This window comes from Lentilactobacillus sunkii DSM 19904 (genome assembly GCF_001435575.1).
GTDB lineage: Bacteria > Bacillota > Bacilli > Lactobacillales > Lactobacillaceae > Lentilactobacillus > Lentilactobacillus sunkii.
In genome coordinates this window covers 181971-202653 of sequence record NZ_AZEA01000002.1, presented here as the reverse complement: position 1 = coordinate 202653, position 20683 = coordinate 181971, and the positions used below count along the sequence as shown (strand labels likewise).

The following is a 20683-nucleotide window of genomic DNA, read 5'->3' as shown; positions in this document are numbered from 1 at the left end:
GAGGAATTACTAATGAAAAGTTCGATGGGAGACGCAATCAATAGTAAAGTAAAAATTCCGTTTCACCGTATGCTGGCATATGCTAGTACCGATGCGGCAGGTAACCTGCTTTACACAACTGTAACGACGTTTATTTTGTATTACTATACTGATGTTTTTGGAATATCAGTCGCAGCCGCAGGAACCATTCTGTTGGCAGCACGTGTACTGGATGCTTTTGATGCACCAATTTGGGGATTCATTATTGACCATACCCACACTCGGTGGGGGCAAAGTCGACCATATTGGCTTTGGATGGCCTTTCCGTTTGCAATATTCTTCATTCTAATGTTCTGGTCTCCAGACTTGAGTACCACTGGTAAATTCTGGTGGGCACTGGTTACATACCTGTTATTTGGTATTTCATACACTGGTGTTGGTACCCCAATCACTTCGATCCTGCCTAACTTAAGCAACGATTCAGATCAGCGAATTCGCTTAAATAGTACACGAAGCATTGGTGGAATGATTGGTTACTTTATTACTGCAACATTTACTTTGAGCTTTGTTGGATTCTTTGGCCACAATGCTCAAACCGGTTGGAGAAACACAGCACTTATCTTGGCAGTTATCGGATTTTGCCTGTTAATGTTTGCGTTCTTTGACACTCGCGAAATCAATAAGCCTAAAAAAGGTATTTCAATTCTCAAATCAATTAAAGCTGCCAAGTCAAACTGGCCATGGTTCATATTGGTTATTGTCTTTATCTTCTACTGGTTGGGAAATGCTTCACGGACATCAGTTGTTGTTTACTATACTCAATATAATCTTGGCCAAAAAGGCTTTGCCTCAATTTTGAATGCCTTGGTTATGTTCCAAATTATCGGGATGGTTGCCATTCCATTCTTGGTTAAAAAGTTCCGCAAGTCTTATGTATTGATGGCCGGAATGTTCCTGGCAGCGTTTGGTCAGATCCTGATTTCATTTACCGGTCACTCATTGATTGGATTGTCGGCTGCATGGTCATTAGCTTCAATCGGAACTGGAATTTCAGTTACTTTGCCGTTCGCAATGCTTGCCGATACTGTTGATTATGGTGAATGGAAGAACGGGATTCGTGCCAGTGGTTTCCTTACTGCCATCGGAAGTTCATTCGCAATCAAGATGGGTTCCGGACTTGGTGGCTGGGCACCTTCAGTCGTTCTTGCACATGCAGGATATAAAGCTGGTGTTGTGCAAAATGCCGCAACGCTTTCCGCTATTAAATTCAGTATTTCATGGTTGCCAGCTATCTTCTTTGTTGTTGGTGGATTATTGATTTTACTGTATGTCAAATTTGAACGGAATGAAACATCAATTCGATCAACACTTATCGATCGTCGTGGTCAATTGAACTCAGAAGATTAGGAGGATAATCATGAAAGGAAAATTAACAGTCGATCCAAGCAGTCAAATTTCGAAAATTGATGAAAGAATTTATGGTTCATTTATTGAGCAACTTGGCCGGGCAGTTTATGACGGAATTTATCAACCTGGGCAGGCAACCGCCGATAAAGACGGGTTGCGCCAGGATGTCATTGATGCCATCAAGAAGCTAAATGTTCCCATTGTCCGTTATCCAGGTGGAAACTTTGTATCCCAGTACAAATGGGAAGACGGAATTGGTCCTAAAGAAGACCGGCCCAAGCGTCTTGATTTAGCTTGGCGGTCGATCGAAACCAATGAATTTGGTATTCATGAGTTTATGAATTGGGCTGAAAAAGTTGGAACGAAAGCCAACATGGCTGTGAATCTTGGTACTCGTGGAATTATGGCTGCAGCTAATCTAGTTGAATATTGTAATTTCCCCGGTGGGTCTTATTGGAGCGACTTGCGAAAGAAAAATGGCCAAGAAAAGCCATATAATATCAAGACTTGGTGCCTCGGAAACGAAATGGATGGTCCATGGGAAATCGGTCAAAAAACCGCGTATGAATATGGTCATTTAGCTAATGAAGCCGCCAAAGCCATGCGTGCAGTTGATGATTCGCTCGAGTTGGTGGCATGTGGAAGTTCATCCATGGACAATCCAACATTTGGTGACTGGGAACGAATCGTTTTGGACCAGTGCTATGACAACGTCGATTACCTGTCACTTCACAGATATTATGGATTTTATAATGATGACGATCCAACCGATCTTAAGAATTATTTGGGAAAAAACGTTGACCTCGATCAATTCATTAAAGGTGTTGTCGCCATCTGTGACGCCGAAAAGGCAAAACGACGATCTGACAAGACAATTAATCTTTCGTTGGATGAATGGAATGTTTGGTATCACTCAAATGAAGCTGACACAAAAGTTAAACCATGGCAAAAAGCACCACATATGCTTGAAGATATTTATAACTTTGAAGATGCCTTACTTGTTGGAAGTTTACTAATCACTTTGCTTAAGAATAGTGACCGTGTAAAGATAGCATGTCTTGCACAATTGGTTAATGTTATTGCGCCAATTATGACCACGGACGAAGGCGTTTGGTATCAGTCAATCTTCTACCCATTTATGCAAGTTTCCAACTATGGGAAGGGCATTGCATTGGCGCCAAAGGTTGATGTCAAGACATACAAGTCACGTGAATTTCCTGAAGTACCTTATCTTGATAGCATAGCAACCTATGATGATCAGAATGGGGAAATGACAATTTTTGCAGAAAACAAAAACCAAACAGATCGTTTGGAGTTTACTACCGAGTTAAGGGATTTGAAAGTTACTGATGTGATTGAAGCAACACAATTTTATGGTTATGATCCTAAACAGGATAATCGTGATGGTAAGATGAAGCTCCAACCATTAAAAGTTAATATGGACAGCAACCAAATTTCAGCCGATCTTCAACCGTTATCTTGGAATATGATTCGAGTTAAAGTGAACAAGTAGATACTGTAACGTAATAGGAACTGCAGCAAATCGTGTGATTTGCTGCAGTTCCTATTTTGTTGTTACCTGGTTATTTGCATATTTTTTTCGATACTCTGCGGGAGCAAGACCATAATCTTTTTTAAAAGCGTTGGAAAAGTAGTACACATTTGTATAGCCGACCTCGAGCGCAATTGTGCTGACGGGCTCATTGGTTGTTAGTAAACGCTTGATTGCTTCTTCAGAACGATATCGACGCAAGAAGGAATTTGGTGTTATTCCAAATGTTTTTTTCATGCTGGAAATAATTGAATTTGGATGAACGTGGAATGTATCGGCAAGCGTCTCATTAGTAATTTTCTCATCAAAATGATCCCGTAGGTAGAGCTGAATTCGACCTGCAAGTGTCTCTGCAGGTGATTCAGTATTGGTAGTAGTTTGAACCATCTGCAGTAAATCGATGAATAAGTGTTGAGCCTGCCAGAATCCAACGTCGTTCTGCTGGGCGCTGCTTTTAAATATCTTATTAATTATGGAAAATAAACTTTCCTGATTATTGAATGCGTGCTGTTTCTTGAGGTACAACGTCACGTTGGGTGTGAAGTAGTGGAGCGTTGGAATGGCAACTTTTGAACCAGTCTTAACAGGCTTGCTGTCTTGTATCCATTTACCATTTGCATAGAAATGAATCCAATAATATTCAGTCTGCGAGTCAATCGGCTTCCAAGAATAGTGGTGATGCATCGGAAGGAGAATGAACATTTCGTTGGGGGTAACAGTATAATTAACATCGTCCTCGGATATGAATAATTTGCCTTTGACAATGAACATTAGAACGAAGTATTGTAAGTCGTTCCGATTGGGGTGATTTTCACCAGGGTCAAAAATGGCGTATCCACCCTGAATAAAAGTTGGGATTGGTAAGCAGGAAATTGATATGTACTTGTTGTCCACTGTCTTCACTCCTTCGGCTATTTGGGTCATAAGCTCATTATAGTTCAAGCGGACACATTTTGGAAAGCGCTTAATTGAGCCTCATAAAATGTGTATGGTCATGCTAGCTTGTACACTTTGAAGCGTGATTCACAATTTTATTTAGAATACATTCATAACCCAATTACTTTGCTTTGAAGAATGATCATCAACATGGAAATATTTTTGGAAGCAGTGCTTTGTAGTGTCAATGAACTACTGTGTGGTTGTGAGCAATTACTTAACTTTTAATCCTCACTAAAATAAAACCGTCCCTTAATCCCTTGATCGTGATTTCCAAACTTATTACCAAAGATCGTACAGCCACCTGCATGCTTGGCATCATCTTTGACACCAATGCGTAAAGTCCACGAATTCTTTGTTGTATCAAGCTCTTCAATAGTTGTATCTGCGGAGTGCTGGCCATCGATAAACGAGCCATGTTTGGAAACTCGCAGTGATTTGAGCATTCCATATTGGTTCATATCATCGTATACCCAATCCGGAGTGTAGCGCCCACGGATATCAGAGAAGTCACCAGGGCTTGTCCAAGTGCCGATTTCATTGCCATCCAGACTGATTGTGATGTCGGAAGGCCAGCGATTGTTGGAGAATGGAAATTCTGAGCTTAATTCTAATGATAGTTCGATCATTTCCAGTTCTTGGTCTTTTTTCAAGTAGTTTGGGATCTGGTATTCGACGTAACCTTTCGCAAACCAAAGCATTCCTGCTTCATAACGCCCTGGGTCCATAAAGTAGCTGGGGTTGTCTACCTTGCCAATGAAGCCTTTTTGGCCGGCAAGTCCACATGACGGCTGAACATCGAAATTCGTAAACTGACCAATTGGCAGTTCGATGTCCCAATTTTCATAAGGAATATAGAGCTGTTGGGGAAGCTTGATGTTAATGGTATCAACCTGGAGGCTGGAAATTCGCTGATTGCCCTTCTTCTGAGTCTTTATAATATGAGCTTCTTCCAACTTGTTAAGATGCATGAGGGTGATTGGGCTACTCAAATGAATTGCTTTTGAGATTTGGGAGACATTCATTTTCTTCTTGGATAGCAGGCGAATAATCTCAACTCGGACCTTGCTGTCGAGAGCTGCAAATATCGGTAATGATTTATCTGAAATATCTATATCCATAAGATGACCTCTAATTTTTGTTAATGTTTATATTACAATTATAAAGGATAATTTGGCTGAAAGCGGCTTCTTGTTAACCATTATACTAAATACATGAAAATAATCAACGTTTTAGTAAAAACTTGTTTACTTTGGGATTTGTAAGCGCTATATTAAAGACGTTAAAACTTTTACCGGTAATTATTAACAAATGCTATCAAAGTAAATTAACATTTATGTTACTAAGAACATATTAAAAGAATGAAAGGTTGAGTCAAATGACTATCGAACTTGTACCTCAGAAAAGTGGCCCACAAATCAGTAAATATATTTATGGCCAATTTTCGGAGCATTTAGGAAATGGAATATATGGAAGCCTATACGTTGGAAAAAATTCAAAAATTCCTAATGTGAACGGCATGCGTAGTGATGTCGTAAATGCATTGAAGAAGATTCACGTGCCAGTTTTGAGATGGCCTGGCGGATTGTTCGCGGATACTTACCACTGGGTTGATGGGATTGGGCCTATGGATACTCGAAAGAAAATCGTTAACACCAACTGGGGCGATGTAACTGAGAACAACCACTTTGGTACTCACGAATACTTCGAATTATTGCACCAGCTTGGAGCGGATGCATACATCAATGCCAACATCGGCAGTGGAACTGTTCAAGAAATGGCCGAGTGGGTTGAATACATGACAATGCCGGGTGAATCACCGATGGCCAACTTGCGCCGGAAAAATGGTCGCCAAGATCCGTGGAGAGTGAAATTTTTCGGAATCGGCAATGAATCTTGGGGTGGCGGTGGCAATATGCGTCCTGAATATTATTCAGACGTTTATCGTCAGTATCAGACATTCATGCCACAATATGACAAGGATCATCCAATTTATAAGGTCGCCTGCGGTCCGAATGAAGACGACTACAATTGGACAGATACAGTTATGAAGTATGCTGGCAAATATCTTGACGGTATCAGTCTTCACTTTTACACATTGCCTAAAGGTACCTGGGGTCAAAATAAAGGTGATGCCACAGACTTTCCTGAATCAGAATGGGACTCAACCATGACTCGTGCAAAGCACATGGATGAGTTGATCACTCGTCATTCAACGATTATGGATAAATACGATCCTGAAAAAAGGGTTAACTTAATCGTTGATGAATGGGGCACTTGGTTCGACGTGGAAAAGGGCACCAATCCAGGCTTTCTTCACCAACAAAACACAATCCGTGATGCAATGGTTGCTGCCATCAATTTAAATATTTTTCAGAAGCATGCCGATCGAGTGTACATGGCTAACATCGCTCAGATGGTCAATGTTCTACAGTCAATGATTTTGACCAAAGGCGACAAGATGATTAAGACACCAACCTACTACGTGTTCGACATGTATCAAAAGCATATGGATGCCGAATTTGTCGAAGGAGTTGGTGAGGTGCCTGAAAACGTCACCTACGCTGCATCTCAAAAAGATGGCAAACTGACCATTTCAATTTGTAATTATGATGCTCATGATTCCAAAGATGTAAATTTTGTTGGAATCAAGCCATTTAAGGCCATCGATTCTGCAAAGATCCTGACTGCAAATAAGTTGGATGCTCATAACACATTTGACGATCCGGATGAGGTTGTCGAAAAAGACTTCTCCGGCGCAACACTTAACGATGAAGGCTTAAGTATGGACTTACCTTCGAAGAGTGTTGTCACGATCACAGTGAAATAGTAATTAGATTCACTGCTTTGAAAAAATGTAAACGATTTCTAGCATATAAAATCCATAGGGGGTTTGAAAAATGTCTAAAAAGGATGAATCAGAATCAAAAGAGGCTGTTGCCGAACCAACAAACGCCAAAGTGACGAATGCCGAACAGCCGAAGTTCCCTAAACTATTCGGTCTGGCAATGCTGATTGGACCATTTGTTTGGTTGGCACCAGCCGGAAACGTTCGTAACACATTACTTCCACAGTATTTCTCGCAAATTGATCCAAGTGGAAAGGTTGCCGCAATTGCGATTATGGCTTCTGTATCATCAATTGTTGCCGCAATTGCCAACATTCTTTTTGGTGGGTTGTCGGATATCACCAGAACTAAATGGGGCAAACGAAAGCCTTGGATCTTAGGTGGAACGATTGTTGAATCCGGGTTAATCTGCTTGGTTGCCAATTTACATAATCTTTGGGCGATTGTCGTTGTCTGGGGATTCGTTGCCGCTGCTGAAAATGCGGTTGCTGCAGCCATGGTTGCCCAGGAAGCTGACCGAATTGCACCAAAATGGCGAGGAACAATTTCGACACTTTACGGAATTGGATATACTGCTATTCAAGTTATGACAATGATTGCTGCTCAATTCTTGGGAAATCCTAAATTAGGTATGTATGTCATGGCCGGAAGTGGATTTGTCATGGGTATTTTGCATGTTTTGTTCGCTCACGAAGGCAGCAACTTGGATGAACCACGTGAGAAGTTTTCCTGGCGTTCACTTTGGTTACATTTCTCACTGCCAACAGTTGGTGCCCGGGATTATTGGTACGCTGTTGCTGGGAAATTGATGATGGTTATGGGTGGTACAATTGCTACGGCATACATGCTATACATTTTGACCGACTACATGCATTTGGGTCAACAATCAGCCGGTAAGACATTATCAGAAATTTCATTAATTAACTTGGTATTCGGAGTTGTCTTCACAGCAATTTCAGGACCTGTTGCTGATAAGATCGGTCGGTTAAAAGCACCCGTTGCCTTATCAACAATGTTAATTGGTATTGCTCAATTCTTCCCGTTCTTTGATAACAAACCTTGGACCATCTTGACATACGCTGTCTTGGCTGCCATTGGTAATGGTGTTTATAACGCCGTTGATGGTGCCTTGAACTTGGCCGTATTGCCAAATGCCGAGACTTCAGGCAAGGATATGGGATTCATCAACTTGGCTAACACGTTCTCACAAATTTCAGGAACTGTTGTTGCATCATTGATCGTTACTTATCTTGGCGGATATAAAGCAATATTCCCCGCTTCATTCGTAATTGAATTAATCGGTGCGTTCTTAATCTTTAGAATTAAATCTGTTAAATAATTGTTACTTGCAAAAGAATGAATATATTGATTTTGTTCATTCTTTTGTTGTCTACGTCCGTTTTTAGAAAGAGGTAATAATTTTGAATACACCACAATTAGTCACTAATAACAAATTAACATCATCGGTCAACGATTTATTCGGAATCTTTTTTGAAGATATCAATCATGCCGCTGATGGCGGGTTGTACGCTGAAATGGTTCAAAACCGCTCGTTTGAATTTGCACCAATTGATAAACAGGATTACCAATCAACGACTGCATGGAAATTAAGCGATCCTGAAAGCTTAAAAGTGGAAACAGCTAATCCGCTGAATACGAAGAACCTTCATTATTTGTCGGTTGACACAAATAAGGATGTTACGTTGACCAATGTTGGTTATAACAAAGGGATGTACATTGAAGCCGGAAAAAAGTACGATTTCTCTTTCTTCGTCAAAGCTCTTAACGGTACGAAGAACGTCATTGTTCGTCTGACCGATGCGGATAATACCGAAGTAGGTGTACCAACGGTCATTCCAGTTGAGAGTCATCAGTGGATGAAGTATTCAGCTTCCTTTACCGCTGATAAGACAACAACCACCGGAAGGCTGACATTGAAGTTTCCTGAAGGGTCCCATATCTTAGTCGATATGATCTCATTATTCCCTGAAGATACGTTTAACCATCGAAAGAATTATGTTCGAAAAGATTTGGGTGAGGCTCTTAAAGCCTTGCACCCCAAGTTTCTTAGGTTTCCAGGTGGCTGCCTTGTCCATGACGGTCAGCTTGATCCTGATGATCGGGGCGCCATGTATCGTTGGAAAAATTCAATTGGGCCGGTTGAACAACGGCCGGCACGACGAAATAATTGGGGCTACAATCAAACCCTTGGATTGGGTTACTTCGAATATTTTGAGTTAAGCGAAGACATTGGTGCTAAGCCATTGCCCGTTTTACCCGGTGGTTATGATCCCCATCATGATCGGGAAGCGCCGATTGATCAGTTGGACGAGTGGGTTGACGATGCCCTTGACTTGATTGAGTTTGCCAACGGTTCCACGGATACCAAATGGGGGAAAATTCGAGCTGAATTGGGCCATCCCAAGCCATTTAACCTGGAATATATTGCGATTGGAAATGAAGAGGTTGGCCAGGCATTCTTTGATCGGTATCCATACTTCCATAAAGCCATTCGAGCAAAATACCCCAACATTAAAATTATTAACACCGCCGGCCCATTTGCTGCCGGTAAGGAATTTGACCGGGGCTGGAAATCAGCCCGGGAAAATCAATCTGATCTGGTTGACGAACATTATTATCAGGAACCGGAATGGTTCTTAGCTAATCAGCACAGATATGATTCATATGATCCAAAGGGACCAAAGGCATTTTTAGGAGAATACGCATCAAAGGCAAATAAATGGTATAACGCAGTGGTTGAAGCAAGCTATATGATTGGCCTTCAGCGCAATGCAAACAAAGTCGGGCTGGCATGTTATGCGCCACTGTTCTGTAATGTTGATTACGAAAATTGGGGAACCGATTTGATCTACTTTGACCAGAAAGAAGTTTCACCAACCGTCAATTATTACGTCCAACAGCTATTTATGAAGTATCAAGGAACCGATAATGTTTCGTATCAGCTGAATAATCTACCGGCAGCCAAAGTTGTCGATGATCAGCCGCTTAACGGAAAGTTCTTTGTTCAAGGCGATAAAGCCAAAGCCAAGTTTGAAAATATTGTTCTTGATGATGGCAGTAAGAAGCAAAAATTTGATGCACAAACTGTCGATCATGAAGAAAAAGCTGAGTTGGGAAGCACGGACGCCAAAGATTACACCATCACCTTTGACGTGACCAAGCCGGACCAGGATGCAAAAGGGACTCACTTCTGCTTTGGTCAACAAAGTTCTGATAAGTGGTGTGTTTGGATCCTTGGAGGTTGGGCCAATACGGATTCAATGGTTCGAATTCACCATGGAAAAGCTGATTCAGACTGGACACAGACAACATGGTCTATGGAAAAAGGCCGAACATATCACTGCAAGTTAGTCGTTTCTAACCGTCATGTTCAAACGTTTATTGATGGCGAAAAGATTAACGACGTCGTGATTACCCCAACAACAATTGAGCCAATGTACACCAACCTAAGTTATGACAGAAATACCGATCAATATTACTTTAAGGCAGTTAACGTCACCGATCAGCCGAAAACAATTGCGGTGGATTCTACGAACTTTAGTAACGGCTCATTGTATCAATTAACCGGCAAACCGGATGCGGAGAACAAGCTTGGAACGAATAATCAGATTTCGGCAGTTCGCCAGCCTTTCGCCGGTAAGGAGCTTGTGTTACCGCCATACTCTGTTAGCGTATTAATTAGTCCTCGGCAATCTTCTGAAAAATAGTGAGAAGGCTGAACAAATGATGCTGAATGGAGGCCAACAATGAAACAAAATGTGAGTTCACAATTCGTGACGCTGACGGATCCCGAAATATTGAATGCGCAAAAACAGACCGTAAACTATCTGCTGGCCCTTGATCCTCAACGTTTTCTTGTGACCTTTGACGAGGTTGCCGGAGTCACACCTGCTGAATCAACTGGCTATCAGGGATGGGAGCGTTCCAATGGACTGAATTTCCGTGGTCATTTCTTCGGCCACTATCTTTCGGCAGTCTCTCAAGCAGTGGTCTCGGTAAAAGACAATGATACCCGCTATCAGCTGTTGAACAAAATTCGAACGGCGGTGAACGGTCTACAGGCTGTGCAGAAAGTGTATGCGCAAAAGCATCCTGAAAGTGCCGGTTATGTATCGGCGTTTCGAGAAATTGCGTTAGATGAAGTCGAAGGTAAATCGGTTCCTGAAAATCAAAAAGAAAATGTGCTGGTTCCCTGGTACAATCTGCATAAATTATTAGCAGGACTTTTGGCAATCAGCACTAATCTTCAAAGTGTAGATTCTGTCTTGGCGGAAAGGGCGTTGACAATCGCCCATAAATTTGGAATTTACGTCTATAATCGCATGCTGAATCTAAAAGATGCCAAACAGATGCTCAAGACTGAGTACGGTGGGATGAATGATGCTCTTTATAAGTTGTTTGAGCTCACTCAAGACGAGCGCATTTTGACCGCAGCAACCTACTTTGATGAAACGGCCCTATTTAAAGAATTGGCCGATGGCAAGGATTTCTTATCAGGCAAACATGCCAACACAACGATTCCCAAGCTCATTGGGGCATTGCAGCGTTATGAAATATTCAGCGATCATAAAATGGCTGACAAGTATTTAAATGCTGATGAAAAATCATCATTGGATATGTACTTCAAAGCTGCTGTTAATTTCTGGCAGATAGTAGTTGATCACCATACTTACGTGACCGGCGGCAATAGTCAAAGCGAGCATTTCCACGAACCGGATCAACTATTTCATGATGCAGTGTTGGAAGATGGGGCAACAACCTGTGAAACTTGCAATACGTATAATATGCTGAAGTTAAGTCGGGAACTGTTCCGGGTAATCGGCGACAAGAAGTATTTGGATTATTACGAGCAGACCTATACCAACGCAATTCTGGGTTCTCAGAATCCCAAGACGGGAATGACGACCTATTTTCAACCCATGGGTGCCGGCTACACGAAGGTATTTAACCGGCCATTTGATGAGTTTTGGTGCTGTACTGGTACTGGTATTGAGAACTTTACCAAGTTGGGTGATAGTTATTACTTCATTTCCAAGGATACTTTGTATCTCAACTTATATTTTTCAAACAGTTTGCAGTTGGACGCCAAAAATCTGCGACTCAATGAAGAAGTGAATCGGAAATCCGGACAGATTCACATGGCGGTGTCAAAGCTGAGGGTACACGACAGCTTTGAGATGATCAATTTGAAACTGAGAAATCCCGGATGGCTGGACAAAAAGGCGATGTTATTTGTTGACGGGATCGCTCAGGATGCAGATGAAAGCGCTGAATTTTGGGAGATCGATAATGTTGACGCCGGGACAGTCATTGATATGAAAATGCCAATGAGTCTCGGGATTGTTAGCGCAAAGGACAACCCTCGCTATCTTGCATTTAAGTATGGACCGTTTGTCCTTGCCGGCCAATTAGGGGATTATCAACTGGACGCTGATCAGCCGAACGGAATTCTTGTCCGTACCAGCACCCATGATCAAGGAGCTCCGGCGGCCCTGACGACTGAGATGGACTGGCAAACATGGAAGCATTCATTTGCTGATGAGGCGATTGTTGATGTCAATTTAAGCGATTCACTGGTTAAGGTAAAACTACCCCATATCAAGGAAAGGATTATCTTCATTCCGTATTACCAGACTTATCACAATCGTTACGGGATATACTTCCAGTGGCAGCAGGCAGGATCAGAAGAAGCCAAGGAACACGAACAACAGCTTCAAATGATAAAAGAATATCGGATGAAGACGGTTGCTGAATTGGATAACTTTGATAATAATAATTTTGAATTCGATAAACATTTGAAGCAAAGTCATTCCGAGGCAGACAATGCTAAAGGAAGACGTTTCAGAATTGCTCATTCGGATGGCTGGTTCAGCTATCAATTTCCGCTTGCCAAAGCTAAGCAAGATGTTGCTTTAACATTGACTTTAAACATTGAGGATGCCGGGCGGTCAATTGTGGTCCGATTTGACGAAAGCCCCCGATTTGATCAGGTCTTGACGGTTGATAAGACCCATAAAGCTGACGAGAAGGGCTTCTATCAGGAAACAATGCCGGTTCCTGAAAGCTTGATCAATAACAAGTTGACCATCAAGTTGAGCTTTGAAGGTGCTGGTGGTGATTCGGCCCGTTTATTTGGAATAAGATTGTTTAATCGATAAACAAAAAATGCAGTGAAGAGAAGATACATTTTGTATCGACTCTTCACTGCATTTGTATTTAATTAATCCATTTCAACATCATCCGCCACCGGCAATCCCAACACTTCAGCAGCTAATTTATCAGCTGTCTGAAGATTGGTATCATTGACCCCAGGACGTGGAGCGGCATTGGTTACATAACGCAAGCCATCCAGTGAAGAACCCCAGATGTAAACGTCGGGTTGAACATCACCGTTAATGTCCAACAATTGGTCGGTCTTTGGATCAACGTCGACGGCATGCACACCAACATTTTCGCCGTTGATCGGTAATCTGTGGGTGCGGGCAAGCTGCGCGTTGACCAAGCTTTCCATAACTGGGTTGGCCGTGATATCCAGATTTGCTTTGGGTACCCGTGCTTCGATGAGGGATGCTGATCTGAACTTATCCGTATTGCGTTTTGGTGAGGCAGTTACGAACCAGCCGTCTTGACCCTTAACCTGCATACCGGGTGCCAAAATGGTGACAACACCGCTTCGAATCAACGCGGATAATTGTTCACTTCTGACAACTGGTGGTCCCATAATCAGGAAGTTAATAACTGAATCTAAGCTTCCCAGGAATTTTTCAACATACTCCTGATTGGTAAAGCAGTCATCGACGATCATTTGCCGGAAGGTTGGCCGGAAGTCTCGCAATAAGTCTCTAGCGGCTGCCAGCGGACCAGTCTTTGAACCCTTGGCTGAATCGACAATTTCACCGTTCAACCAGTTGATCAGCACGGTTTGGTAATCCTCTGTCCCAACTGCCTGAACGTCTTTAAACGGATTAATGATATAATCCCACTCGAAGAAATCTTCTTCTTGGAATCCAAATTGCTTAAGAACCGCGTTTTTATCGGGATTACTCAAGAATTCTTTTTCAAATTCATTAGCGCTCTTATATGGATATTTATCGTTAATGGTGAGTTTGTAGAAGACTAATTCCAAATCAGACAACAGTAAGTCCATGAATTTATCAAACGGCAGCTTGCCGTCCTTTGAGTACTTTTCAATATTTTCTTTAGTTAAGAACTTGGGAACCTCGCACTCCCCGTAGCCCTTTTCGTTAATTGGCTTTGGGTAGTATGGAATACCGCGTCCCGAGCCGGCGACAATCCGGGGTTCTCTACCGGAAGGCTGGTAGAACAGACTGCCATCCTCGTTGCGCATGTAATGTCCGCCACGGCCAAGGGTCAACTCGGATACATAATCGATAAAGCTGAGACCCAAGCCGCGAATGATGGCCAATTCGCCGGCAGGAACGGCACTAAGGTCGGCGTCGCCTGGGTGGGTTGGTGAGATATAATTCAGGGCGTTTTCCTGAGCATATGTGGCTAATCTTTGTTCCTCATCGTTGAGGTAATTATCCTGTTGACCAAGGCTCATGACTACCTTGTCAAACGTATAGGTGCCATCATCGGTTTTGATTACCGGTTTGTGGTCATCGTTGTACGTTAAACTAGTGACTTGGGCCTTCATCAGTGAAGTTGAAATTTCGGTTGGCTGCTGGCTAATCAAATCATCATAGAACCATTTGATATAGGCGCCAAATAAAACTCGTGGTGCGTAACCGTTAATCTGCAGCTGAGCCGCTGCGGCAACGATGTCAGACGAGTAGCCGTGTGAGGCGAGATATGAATTAGCTTCGTCGCTTCGTGCCCATTCAAACAAAGAAGGGCCATCATAGACTTTACTCGACATTGTGACAGAAGAGTCCGTAAACAAAGTGATCTGATCAGCCGCACTGTTCATAATCAGTTCGTCTGATTGGTCAGTCCGCCATACCCGACCGCCGATTCCGATTGGGTCAAACAGCGTGATCGATAATGGTTCGGTTTGTTCGCTGTGATATTTATATTGATTAAATAATTGGGAGGTCATCAAGATCCCCCGTGGACCAGCTCCAATAATTCCAACTTTCATGTCATATACTCCCAATATCTCAAATTAATAATCTTTTGGATCGACCTCTAATGGGCCAAATTCGTCCATGTCTGAATCGCGGAAGTCCCACCATTCATTTTCATACCCTTTGAATCCTGCCTTGAGCATTGCTTCGTTAAGAATATCGTAGTTCTTTTGCGCAGTTGGTGTCCATGATGATTTCTCACTACGTTTGGCACCGCCTTTGAAATCGTCAAATGGGGTCGGCATCTCGATTTCGTTGCCATCTAAATCGGTCAAAGTCAGATCAAATGTCACGCCTTTTTGATGGCTGAAGTTTGGATCCGGCTCCGCTACCCACGTTGGGTCAGGGTAGACTTCGAACAACCGCTTCTGCGCGTATGTCGGTCGGTAAGCGTCCCAGATCTTAATTCGGTAGCCTTGATTTTTGAGGTCCTTACTTGCATTGGCGAGCTTTTTCGCTGTGTCAATTCGCGCAATTGCCTGGTCAAAATCATACACAACCTGATGGGTAAAATTATCTTCTGTCGCATACTTCAAGTCAAAAATGATGTCTGGGTCAACGTCGTGAAGATTAATGTAGCCTTGTGTCTTTTTGTCAGCCATGAGGGCACCTCCGCTAATATTAGAGAAATCTAGTTAAGTTAATAATATATTAATAATTATTCATTTTCAAATGAATTTCCACGATATATGCCGATATCATCAACATAAATTTTGCCGGTGTATGGTTTTGCTTCATCTTTGAGCATGCCGACCTTTGGATAGGCGATGGTTGAAGTTGAGGCTGCTTTGATTGCCGTGCCCATGACTTCACCAGTGTCGCCGTTTAAGCCGGATGGAATGTCAATGGCGTGGATCTTCGCTGCAGAAGCATTCGCCTTGTCGATAATTGTCGCAAAATCACCGCCAACATTGCGTGACAAGCCGCTGCCAAAGAGAGCATCGACCAGCGTTGTGTATTTATCAAATTTTTCGTTCATGAAGACTTTCTTGATTTGATAGTAATCACAAATGTGGGCTTGCGCCTTGTGGTCATGGCTTGCATGATCCGGATTGCCGACAGTTAGGATTGAGACATTGTAGCCGTGGGTTTCCAGTAAGCGGGCAACTACCAAGCCGTCACCGCCGTTGTTGCCGGTTCCGGCTAAGATCAGGACATTGTCCAGGTTTAAATCTTTGTTGTTAATCATATCTTCATAAATCTTGAGTCCGGCACGTTCCATTAATACTAGGGAAGGGATGCCGATTTTGTTGATGGTTTTGTCATCTAATTCACGTGATTCTTCGACTGTAATTGATTGTGTCATCATATTACCTCCCATTTTCGTGATGAAAGCAGTTCACACCTTATATGGTGGGCTATCCAGTAGTTAAATGCAAGCGAAAAGAGTGTAATCAGAACCGGTAGATGCGGTTTCTAAGGTAACTTTGGTTTAAACCCCGGGCTTGGGTTTGAGCCAAAGTTACCTTAGAAGTGAGCATCTGGTTCGTCAGCACACGTTTAGAGGAGGGTAAAAGCCAGTAATAAAAAAATAGGGTGCATACAAACAATATCCGTGTTATTTATGATTTTCCTGTCTTATAATAGGTTGTAAGAGAAAAGTTGGAGGTTTGATTATGTCTTTAGATTATCCAGAAAATATGCATGAATTTGAAGATCGATTCGCAATTGAAAAAGCCCGTCACCCCGAAACAACAAGGGACGGACTGATGAAACAGGTTATTGAAGATGCGTTTCAAGGTTACCTGGATGAAGCTGAAGAAGGCCATTATGATACCGGTGAATTGGTCGGTAAAGAGATTCAAATTAAGAGTGTCCATCATGACTTACTCAAGAAGATCCCGCCAATGGGCGATTCCTTTGAAGCCGATTTTGAGAAAGACGGCAACAAATTAATGTGGTACTTAGAGGATCAAGCCGACAAAGCTGCGGCGGAATTTTCATAAGCTTGCCGGTTGTATTAATATACAAAAACCGCTATAATTAAATGATGTAAGGCGTCCTTAGTGTAATGGATAGCACATGAGATTTCGGTCCTCATGATCCGAGTTCGACTCTCGGGGGACGCATAATACAGGCAAGAATCCTTGATATATCAAGGGTTCTTATTTTTTTCACCGAAAATTTACCGAAAAATGTTTAAAGTGCCAAGAAACTGCTGAATTTTTGAGTGGTTTCTTTTTTGATGGCCTCATCCACATGGGTGTAGGTATTTAAGATGATTGACGCGTCTGAATCACCGAGCTGCATCTGAATTTGCTTGATAGGGATGCCTGATTGACTCAGTAGGGTGGCAACTGTGTGTCTAAGCCCATGGGGTGAAATTTGCTTTAAGTTGAATCTGTTGATGATCTTAGTGAGCCAATGGTTAGGCGTCATCAATGATAGCAGCGTATTCTCACTCGTGGTAAATATGAATTGATCAATTTTGATGGTATTCGATCCATTGCGTTGTAGAAAGGCTTTTTGCTTAGTCTTCCATTCTTTGAGCAATTGGACAGTCCGCTCATCAATGTAGATTACACGGTTTGAGTTGGCAGTTTTCGGCTTTCCAATCGCCTGACTGTTATCCAAAGTCCGAGTAACGGTTTTATTGATTGTGATTGATCGTTCTTTGAAATTGATGTCTTTCCACTGCAAGGCTAACAGTTCACCTTTTCGGCATGCAGTTACTGCTGATAAGTAAAAGTATGTCCGCATTTGGGGATGATCAGCGTAATGCTCATCCAATATCTTCAAGAATTGCTTTAATTGGTCCTTGTTCCAAAAGTTATTACTCTGTGTAACGTTGCTTTTTGGGTAAATCACCAAAGTCATCGGATTGTTCTTGATGTATCCCAATCTCATCGCATGTCGGAACACGGCACCAACGTATGACCCAGTCTTTCGAATGCTGGCGACACTCTTGATATCACTCGCAAGGGTATCGACATACTTCTGGCAAAAGCGAACATCAAGCTTGGAAACTGGTCGCTGGCTGAAGACAGGTAAGATATGATGCTTGAATATGCCAGAAACGCGATTCTGGGTGCTTTCGACAACGGTTGTAGACCAAACCTTGTACCACATCTCAAACACTTCACCATACGTGATATTGGTGTTTTGGAACGGATTGGAATGTTCATATTCATACTTCAGGCGATCTAGCTCAAGCTTTGCTTCACGTTTTGACTTAAATCCAGAACGGGTGACTTCCTTTTTCTTTCCTGAGATGGGATCAGTCCCCAAATAATCACGGAATTGGTAATAAGTCTTGTTTTGTTTCTTGTATGCATGTACACCTTTGTTCATGTTAGTTATTCCTCCATCGTTGCTTAGCGAGGGCAATGGATGGGGAAGTGGCTATCTTTTTAAGTTCTCTACAAATTCAATAAACAGAATATTCAACTTTTGAACGTTTACTTTCTTAGGGGTGTTGATAACGTCTGTTAAGGTCTTGAGGATATTATCAAGATCTTTTCCAAGCGTTGTCTTTCCTGACCACTTTAAAGCGTTGAGTAGGCCAATGAACGCATCAATTAATTGCTCATCCTTTTTGGTGAGTTCAATGTTGCTCTGGGATGCCAATGCTTCTTTGACTTTTGTTTTGATAACATCCATCCCTGACTCATTAATGAGTATCTGCTGACCAAACGACCGACCACTCACGATGCTTGATACAGATGTGTTACCTAAGTGCGCAATTGCCCCTAGACGTTTCTTATTGGGCAAGTTACGATCATGTTCCCAATTGTTGACGCTGCCCTTTAAAATTGTTGTGGTGCCTGTTAGTTCATTGAGAACATCAGCGAATTGTTGTTGAGTCATACTGTTCTCTACTCTGATTTTTTTGATCCGCATCCCTGGAGACGTAAATTCATTCACATCATTTTTGGTAGCATTTGCTTTCTTGGACGAGTCTTGATTGTTTACATTGACCATCCATGAACACCTCTTTCAGAATTTCTCTATATTGAGATAAGTATTGAATCAACTTTTACTGATAAATAGTATCTAAAAAGTATTGTTTTAAAATCATCTATATGATATCATAATAAAGCTGAGAAACATAGCAAAATTTTAGATAAGGAGACGTGTATGGAAGCAACTTTATCATTACCAAAGGAATTCTTAGAGCAACTTCAATCCGTCATTCAAAGTACCGTGCATGAAATGTTTGGCCAATCAAAAGTAGAGTCACAATTTCCTGAATATATGAAGATTGATCAAGCAGCCAAGTATATGAATTGCTCGAGATCCACACTAGAACGAAAGTTCATCCCAGCAGGGTTAAAGGTTATCAATATCGAAGGCCTTTTGCGAATTTCCAAAGAAGCCTGCAACGAGTTTTACGAACATAACAATTATTAAAATTAATTAGTCTTAGCGAGGGCAATTATTATCATCTATAGGAGGGACGTCATTGAGACGCCTCTTTTTTTTTACAATCATGTGACGGTGTGAGCACCATCAGGCTTTTTCGATTATAATAACAACCAAATACCTGATTTTAAAAATTCACAAGTAATAGTGACTGGACGAAGGAGTGCAAACACCCATGAGGCCAGTCAAAAAAGCCTGGCCCAATAATTTCTAATATCTGGGGTAGAACGGCTTCAAGACGCTATTCTTTGAGTAAGAAAAAGGCTTAAGATTTGATTTGTGAATTGAGAACCTTATCTTCAATTACCCCATGATAAATATTTGCACCAGCTACCACATATTAGCTGATCATGCTTTGAACAAACGAGGAAAGTACCCCCGCTTTTCAGGGTGCATAGCTTTGGTTGGACATGAATGTTAGATATTCTAAATATTGCAGCTTCAAAAAATTGAAGCTTTTAAATTTGTTATGGTGATAATAAGTATCTGCAGGTGTTTTGTCACATAGAATTATTCCCATAAAATGACGAATACCACTATATTCAGGAGGCATTAAAGGATGACGCACAAAGCAAACATACATAATAATATTCAGTTCATAAAGTCCAATCTGATTAATCTGATTTACTCGGAAGCTCAATTTGAAGATATTCATGCTACGTACGACCAGGTGGGTGAGTTGCTACAAGGTAACAAGCTTCAAGCCGTCTCAGATGACGACCAACTCGTAATAGCCAACTTAAGGGATGCCTGGAGCTACATTATTAACACAAAACCCGATTTTAATCTTTCAACCATCAAAACAATCAATGGTTTTGTTGCAAAGGATGAGTCACTTGAGTGGGGTAAGCTTCGCACGGGCAGTGTTCAAATCGGTGGAGTCAGTTACATTCCTCCCATTCCTGATGAAAAGTCAGTCCAACGGTCATTGATCAATGTGATGGGTGAGGGGCGTTCATTGCTTGATGCTGCCTTGGAGCTGATGCTTTATCTGATGCGCTCACAGCTGTTTTGGGATGGCAATAAGCGAACAGCCATCGTGGCAGCAAATGCTATCCTGCTGGGCAAAGGACATCACTTGATCAATGTTCCACTTAAGCAGTTTGATATGTTCAATCGATTGTTAAGCCAATATTATATGGATGGCAACCCTAATAGGATGATTGACTGGATGAAGATGTATTGTGTGGTGGCAATTGATAATTAAGCCGAGAATGAGTGACTGTATTATTCTAGTTTTTCTGAGCCGACGTCTTTTCCCCAGTTGATTTCTGAAGTATTCACACTGCCGTATTTTCTTTCTTGTGCATCAACTGCTTTCCAGAAGTCGTTCTTTTGTGGGGATGCTTTCCTTACAGTAATTAGGTCGTTCAATTCTACAGTCCATTCAATTTCATCGGATGGATTGACATGTAAAGCTTTGAGAACTGTATTTGGAATCGTAACTTGGTTGTTTGAAGATACTCTAGTAACAAATATTTTTTTATTCAT

General features: G+C 41.9%; 17 protein-coding genes and 1 tRNA gene. 10 read left to right on the top strand and 8 right to left on the bottom strand.

The features are described 5' to 3' along the window. Window positions 1–12: 12 nt before the first annotated feature. Both FD17_RS02970 and arfA read left to right on the top strand, forming a co-directional pair. Complete coding sequence (locus FD17_RS02970; protein WP_057823459.1) at window positions 13–1386, top strand: glycoside-pentoside-hexuronide (GPH):cation symporter; 1374 nt, start codon at window positions 13–15, stop codon at window positions 1384–1386. A 10-nt stretch (window positions 1387–1396) separates the two neighbouring features. Then, a complete protein-coding gene (gene arfA, locus FD17_RS02965) occupies window positions 1397–2899 on the top strand; it encodes an arabinosylfuranosidase ArfA (protein ID WP_057823457.1) in 1503 nt (500 codons plus the stop codon). A gap of 51 nt (window positions 2900–2950) precedes the next feature. Here the strand turns inward: arfA and FD17_RS02960 are convergent, their stop codons facing one another. Continuing rightward, window positions 2951–3832, bottom strand: a complete 882-nt coding sequence (locus FD17_RS02960; protein WP_156653603.1) for a helix-turn-helix domain-containing protein — start codon at window positions 3830–3832, stop codon at window positions 2951–2953. 266 nt (window positions 3833–4098) lie between these two features. After that, the gene (locus FD17_RS02955; protein WP_057823456.1) at window positions 4099–4995 is read right to left on the bottom strand and encodes an ArsR/SmtB family transcription factor; all 897 of its coding nucleotides are present in this window, start codon (window positions 4993–4995) and stop codon (window positions 4099–4101) included. Window positions 4996–5252: 257 nt separating this feature from the next. Here FD17_RS02955 and FD17_RS02950 point away from each other — a divergent pair, with 257 nt between their 5' ends. The 4 genes from FD17_RS02950 (at window position 5253) to FD17_RS02935 (ending at window position 12901) form a co-directional block, all read left to right on the top strand. Beyond that, complete coding sequence (locus FD17_RS02950) at window positions 5253–6704, top strand: alpha-N-arabinofuranosidase (RefSeq protein ID WP_057823455.1); 1452 nt, start codon at window positions 5253–5255, stop codon at window positions 6702–6704. Between the two features lie 70 nt (window positions 6705–6774). Then, window positions 6775–8061 (top strand): MFS transporter, encoded by a 1287-nt coding sequence (locus tag FD17_RS02945; RefSeq protein ID WP_057823454.1) that lies wholly within the window; start codon window positions 6775–6777, stop codon window positions 8059–8061. 82 nt (window positions 8062–8143) lie between these two features. Next, a complete protein-coding gene (locus FD17_RS02940; protein WP_057823453.1) occupies window positions 8144–10450 on the top strand; it encodes an alpha-L-arabinofuranosidase C-terminal domain-containing protein in 2307 nt (768 codons plus the stop codon). Between the two features lie 39 nt (window positions 10451–10489). Next, on the top strand, window positions 10490–12901 hold the full coding sequence (locus tag FD17_RS02935; protein WP_057823452.1) for a beta-L-arabinofuranosidase domain-containing protein: 2412 nt from the start codon (window positions 10490–10492) through the stop codon (window positions 12899–12901). Between the two features lie 62 nt (window positions 12902–12963). On the opposite strand, the gene FD17_RS02930 is transcribed toward FD17_RS02935, so the two are convergent. The 3 genes from FD17_RS02930 to FD17_RS02920 are packed head-to-tail and all read right to left on the bottom strand — an operon-like array spanning window position 12964 to window position 16136. Continuing rightward, entirely contained in the window at window positions 12964–14844 is a 1881-nt protein-coding gene (locus FD17_RS02930) for an FAD/NAD(P)-binding protein (RefSeq protein ID WP_057823451.1), read from the bottom strand. 24 nt (window positions 14845–14868) lie between these two features. Next, the gene (locus tag FD17_RS02925) at window positions 14869–15432 is read right to left on the bottom strand and encodes a M15 family metallopeptidase (protein WP_057823450.1); all 564 of its coding nucleotides are present in this window, start codon (window positions 15430–15432) and stop codon (window positions 14869–14871) included. A 56-nt stretch (window positions 15433–15488) separates the two neighbouring features. Next, a complete protein-coding gene (locus FD17_RS02920; RefSeq protein ID WP_057823448.1) occupies window positions 15489–16136 on the bottom strand; it encodes an NAD(P)H-hydrate epimerase in 648 nt (215 codons plus the stop codon). Window positions 16137–16446: 310 nt separating this feature from the next. Here FD17_RS02920 and FD17_RS02915 point away from each other — a divergent pair, with 310 nt between their 5' ends. Together FD17_RS02915 and FD17_RS02910 are read left to right on the top strand one after the other, a co-directional pair. After that, on the top strand, window positions 16447–16776 hold the full coding sequence (locus tag FD17_RS02915) for a hypothetical protein (protein WP_057823447.1): 330 nt from the start codon (window positions 16447–16449) through the stop codon (window positions 16774–16776). 51 nt (window positions 16777–16827) lie between these two features. Beyond that, window positions 16828–16899: transfer RNA gene (locus FD17_RS02910), tRNA-Arg, on the top strand. 70 nt (window positions 16900–16969) lie between these two features. Here the strand turns inward: FD17_RS02910 and FD17_RS02905 are convergent. Both FD17_RS02905 and FD17_RS02900 read right to left on the bottom strand, forming a co-directional pair. Beyond that, complete coding sequence (locus tag FD17_RS02905; RefSeq protein ID WP_057823445.1) at window positions 16970–18121, bottom strand: site-specific integrase; 1152 nt, start codon at window positions 18119–18121, stop codon at window positions 16970–16972. Between the two features lie 51 nt (window positions 18122–18172). After that, a complete protein-coding gene (locus tag FD17_RS02900) occupies window positions 18173–18751 on the bottom strand; it encodes a helix-turn-helix domain-containing protein (RefSeq protein WP_057823444.1) in 579 nt (192 codons plus the stop codon). A gap of 156 nt (window positions 18752–18907) precedes the next feature. On the opposite strand from FD17_RS02900, the gene FD17_RS02895 reads away from it, so the two are divergent. Next, a complete protein-coding gene (locus FD17_RS02895) occupies window positions 18908–19180 on the top strand; it encodes a MerR family transcriptional regulator (RefSeq protein WP_057823442.1) in 273 nt (90 codons plus the stop codon). Between the two features lie 571 nt (window positions 19181–19751). Then, window positions 19752–20399 carry a Fic family protein gene (locus FD17_RS02890; protein WP_057823441.1) on the top strand — a complete coding sequence of 216 codons (648 nt, stop codon included), beginning with the start codon at window positions 19752–19754 and terminating at the stop codon, window positions 20397–20399. A gap of 20 nt (window positions 20400–20419) precedes the next feature. On the opposite strand, the gene FD17_RS13410 is transcribed toward FD17_RS02890, so the two are convergent. Continuing rightward, window positions 20420–20683: an AbrB/MazE/SpoVT family DNA-binding domain-containing protein gene (locus FD17_RS13410; RefSeq protein WP_235803162.1), complete on the bottom strand. Its 264-nt coding sequence runs from the start codon at window positions 20681–20683 to the stop codon at window positions 20420–20422.

Excerpts from the sequence above, each read along its gene's own strand:
- FD17_RS02970 (WP_057823459.1), top strand. The coding sequence starts at position 13 with ATGAAAAGTTCGATGGGAGACGCAATCAATAGTAAAGTAAAAATTCCG.
- arfA (WP_057823457.1), top strand. The coding sequence starts at position 1,397 with ATGAAAGGAAAATTAACAGTCGATCCAAGCAGTCAAATTTCGAAAATT.
- FD17_RS02955 (WP_057823456.1), bottom strand. The coding sequence starts at position 4,995 with ATGGATATAGATATTTCAGATAAATCATTACCGATATTTGCAGCTCTC.
- FD17_RS02950 (WP_057823455.1), top strand. The coding sequence starts at position 5,253 with ATGACTATCGAACTTGTACCTCAGAAAAGTGGCCCACAAATCAGTAAA.
- FD17_RS02945 (WP_057823454.1), top strand. The coding sequence starts at position 6,775 with ATGTCTAAAAAGGATGAATCAGAATCAAAAGAGGCTGTTGCCGAACCA.
- FD17_RS02935 (WP_057823452.1), top strand. The coding sequence starts at position 10,490 with ATGAAACAAAATGTGAGTTCACAATTCGTGACGCTGACGGATCCCGAA.
- FD17_RS02930 (WP_057823451.1), bottom strand. The coding sequence starts at position 14,844 with ATGAAAGTTGGAATTATTGGAGCTGGTCCACGGGGGATCTTGATGACC.
- FD17_RS02925 (WP_057823450.1), bottom strand. The coding sequence starts at position 15,432 with ATGGCTGACAAAAAGACACAAGGCTACATTAATCTTCACGACGTTGAC.
- FD17_RS02920 (WP_057823448.1), bottom strand. The coding sequence starts at position 16,136 with ATGACACAATCAATTACAGTCGAAGAATCACGTGAATTAGATGACAAA.
- FD17_RS02915 (WP_057823447.1), top strand. The coding sequence starts at position 16,447 with ATGTCTTTAGATTATCCAGAAAATATGCATGAATTTGAAGATCGATTC.
- FD17_RS02905 (WP_057823445.1), bottom strand. The coding sequence starts at position 18,121 with ATGAACAAAGGTGTACATGCATACAAGAAACAAAACAAGACTTATTAC.
- FD17_RS02900 (WP_057823444.1), bottom strand. The coding sequence starts at position 18,751 with ATGGTCAATGTAAACAATCAAGACTCGTCCAAGAAAGCAAATGCTACC.
- FD17_RS02895 (WP_057823442.1), top strand. The coding sequence starts at position 18,908 with ATGGAAGCAACTTTATCATTACCAAAGGAATTCTTAGAGCAACTTCAA.
- FD17_RS02890 (WP_057823441.1), top strand. The coding sequence starts at position 19,752 with ATGACGCACAAAGCAAACATACATAATAATATTCAGTTCATAAAGTCC.
- FD17_RS13410 (WP_235803162.1), bottom strand. The coding sequence starts at position 20,683 with ATGAATAAAAAAATATTTGTTACTAGAGTATCTTCAAACAACCAAGTT.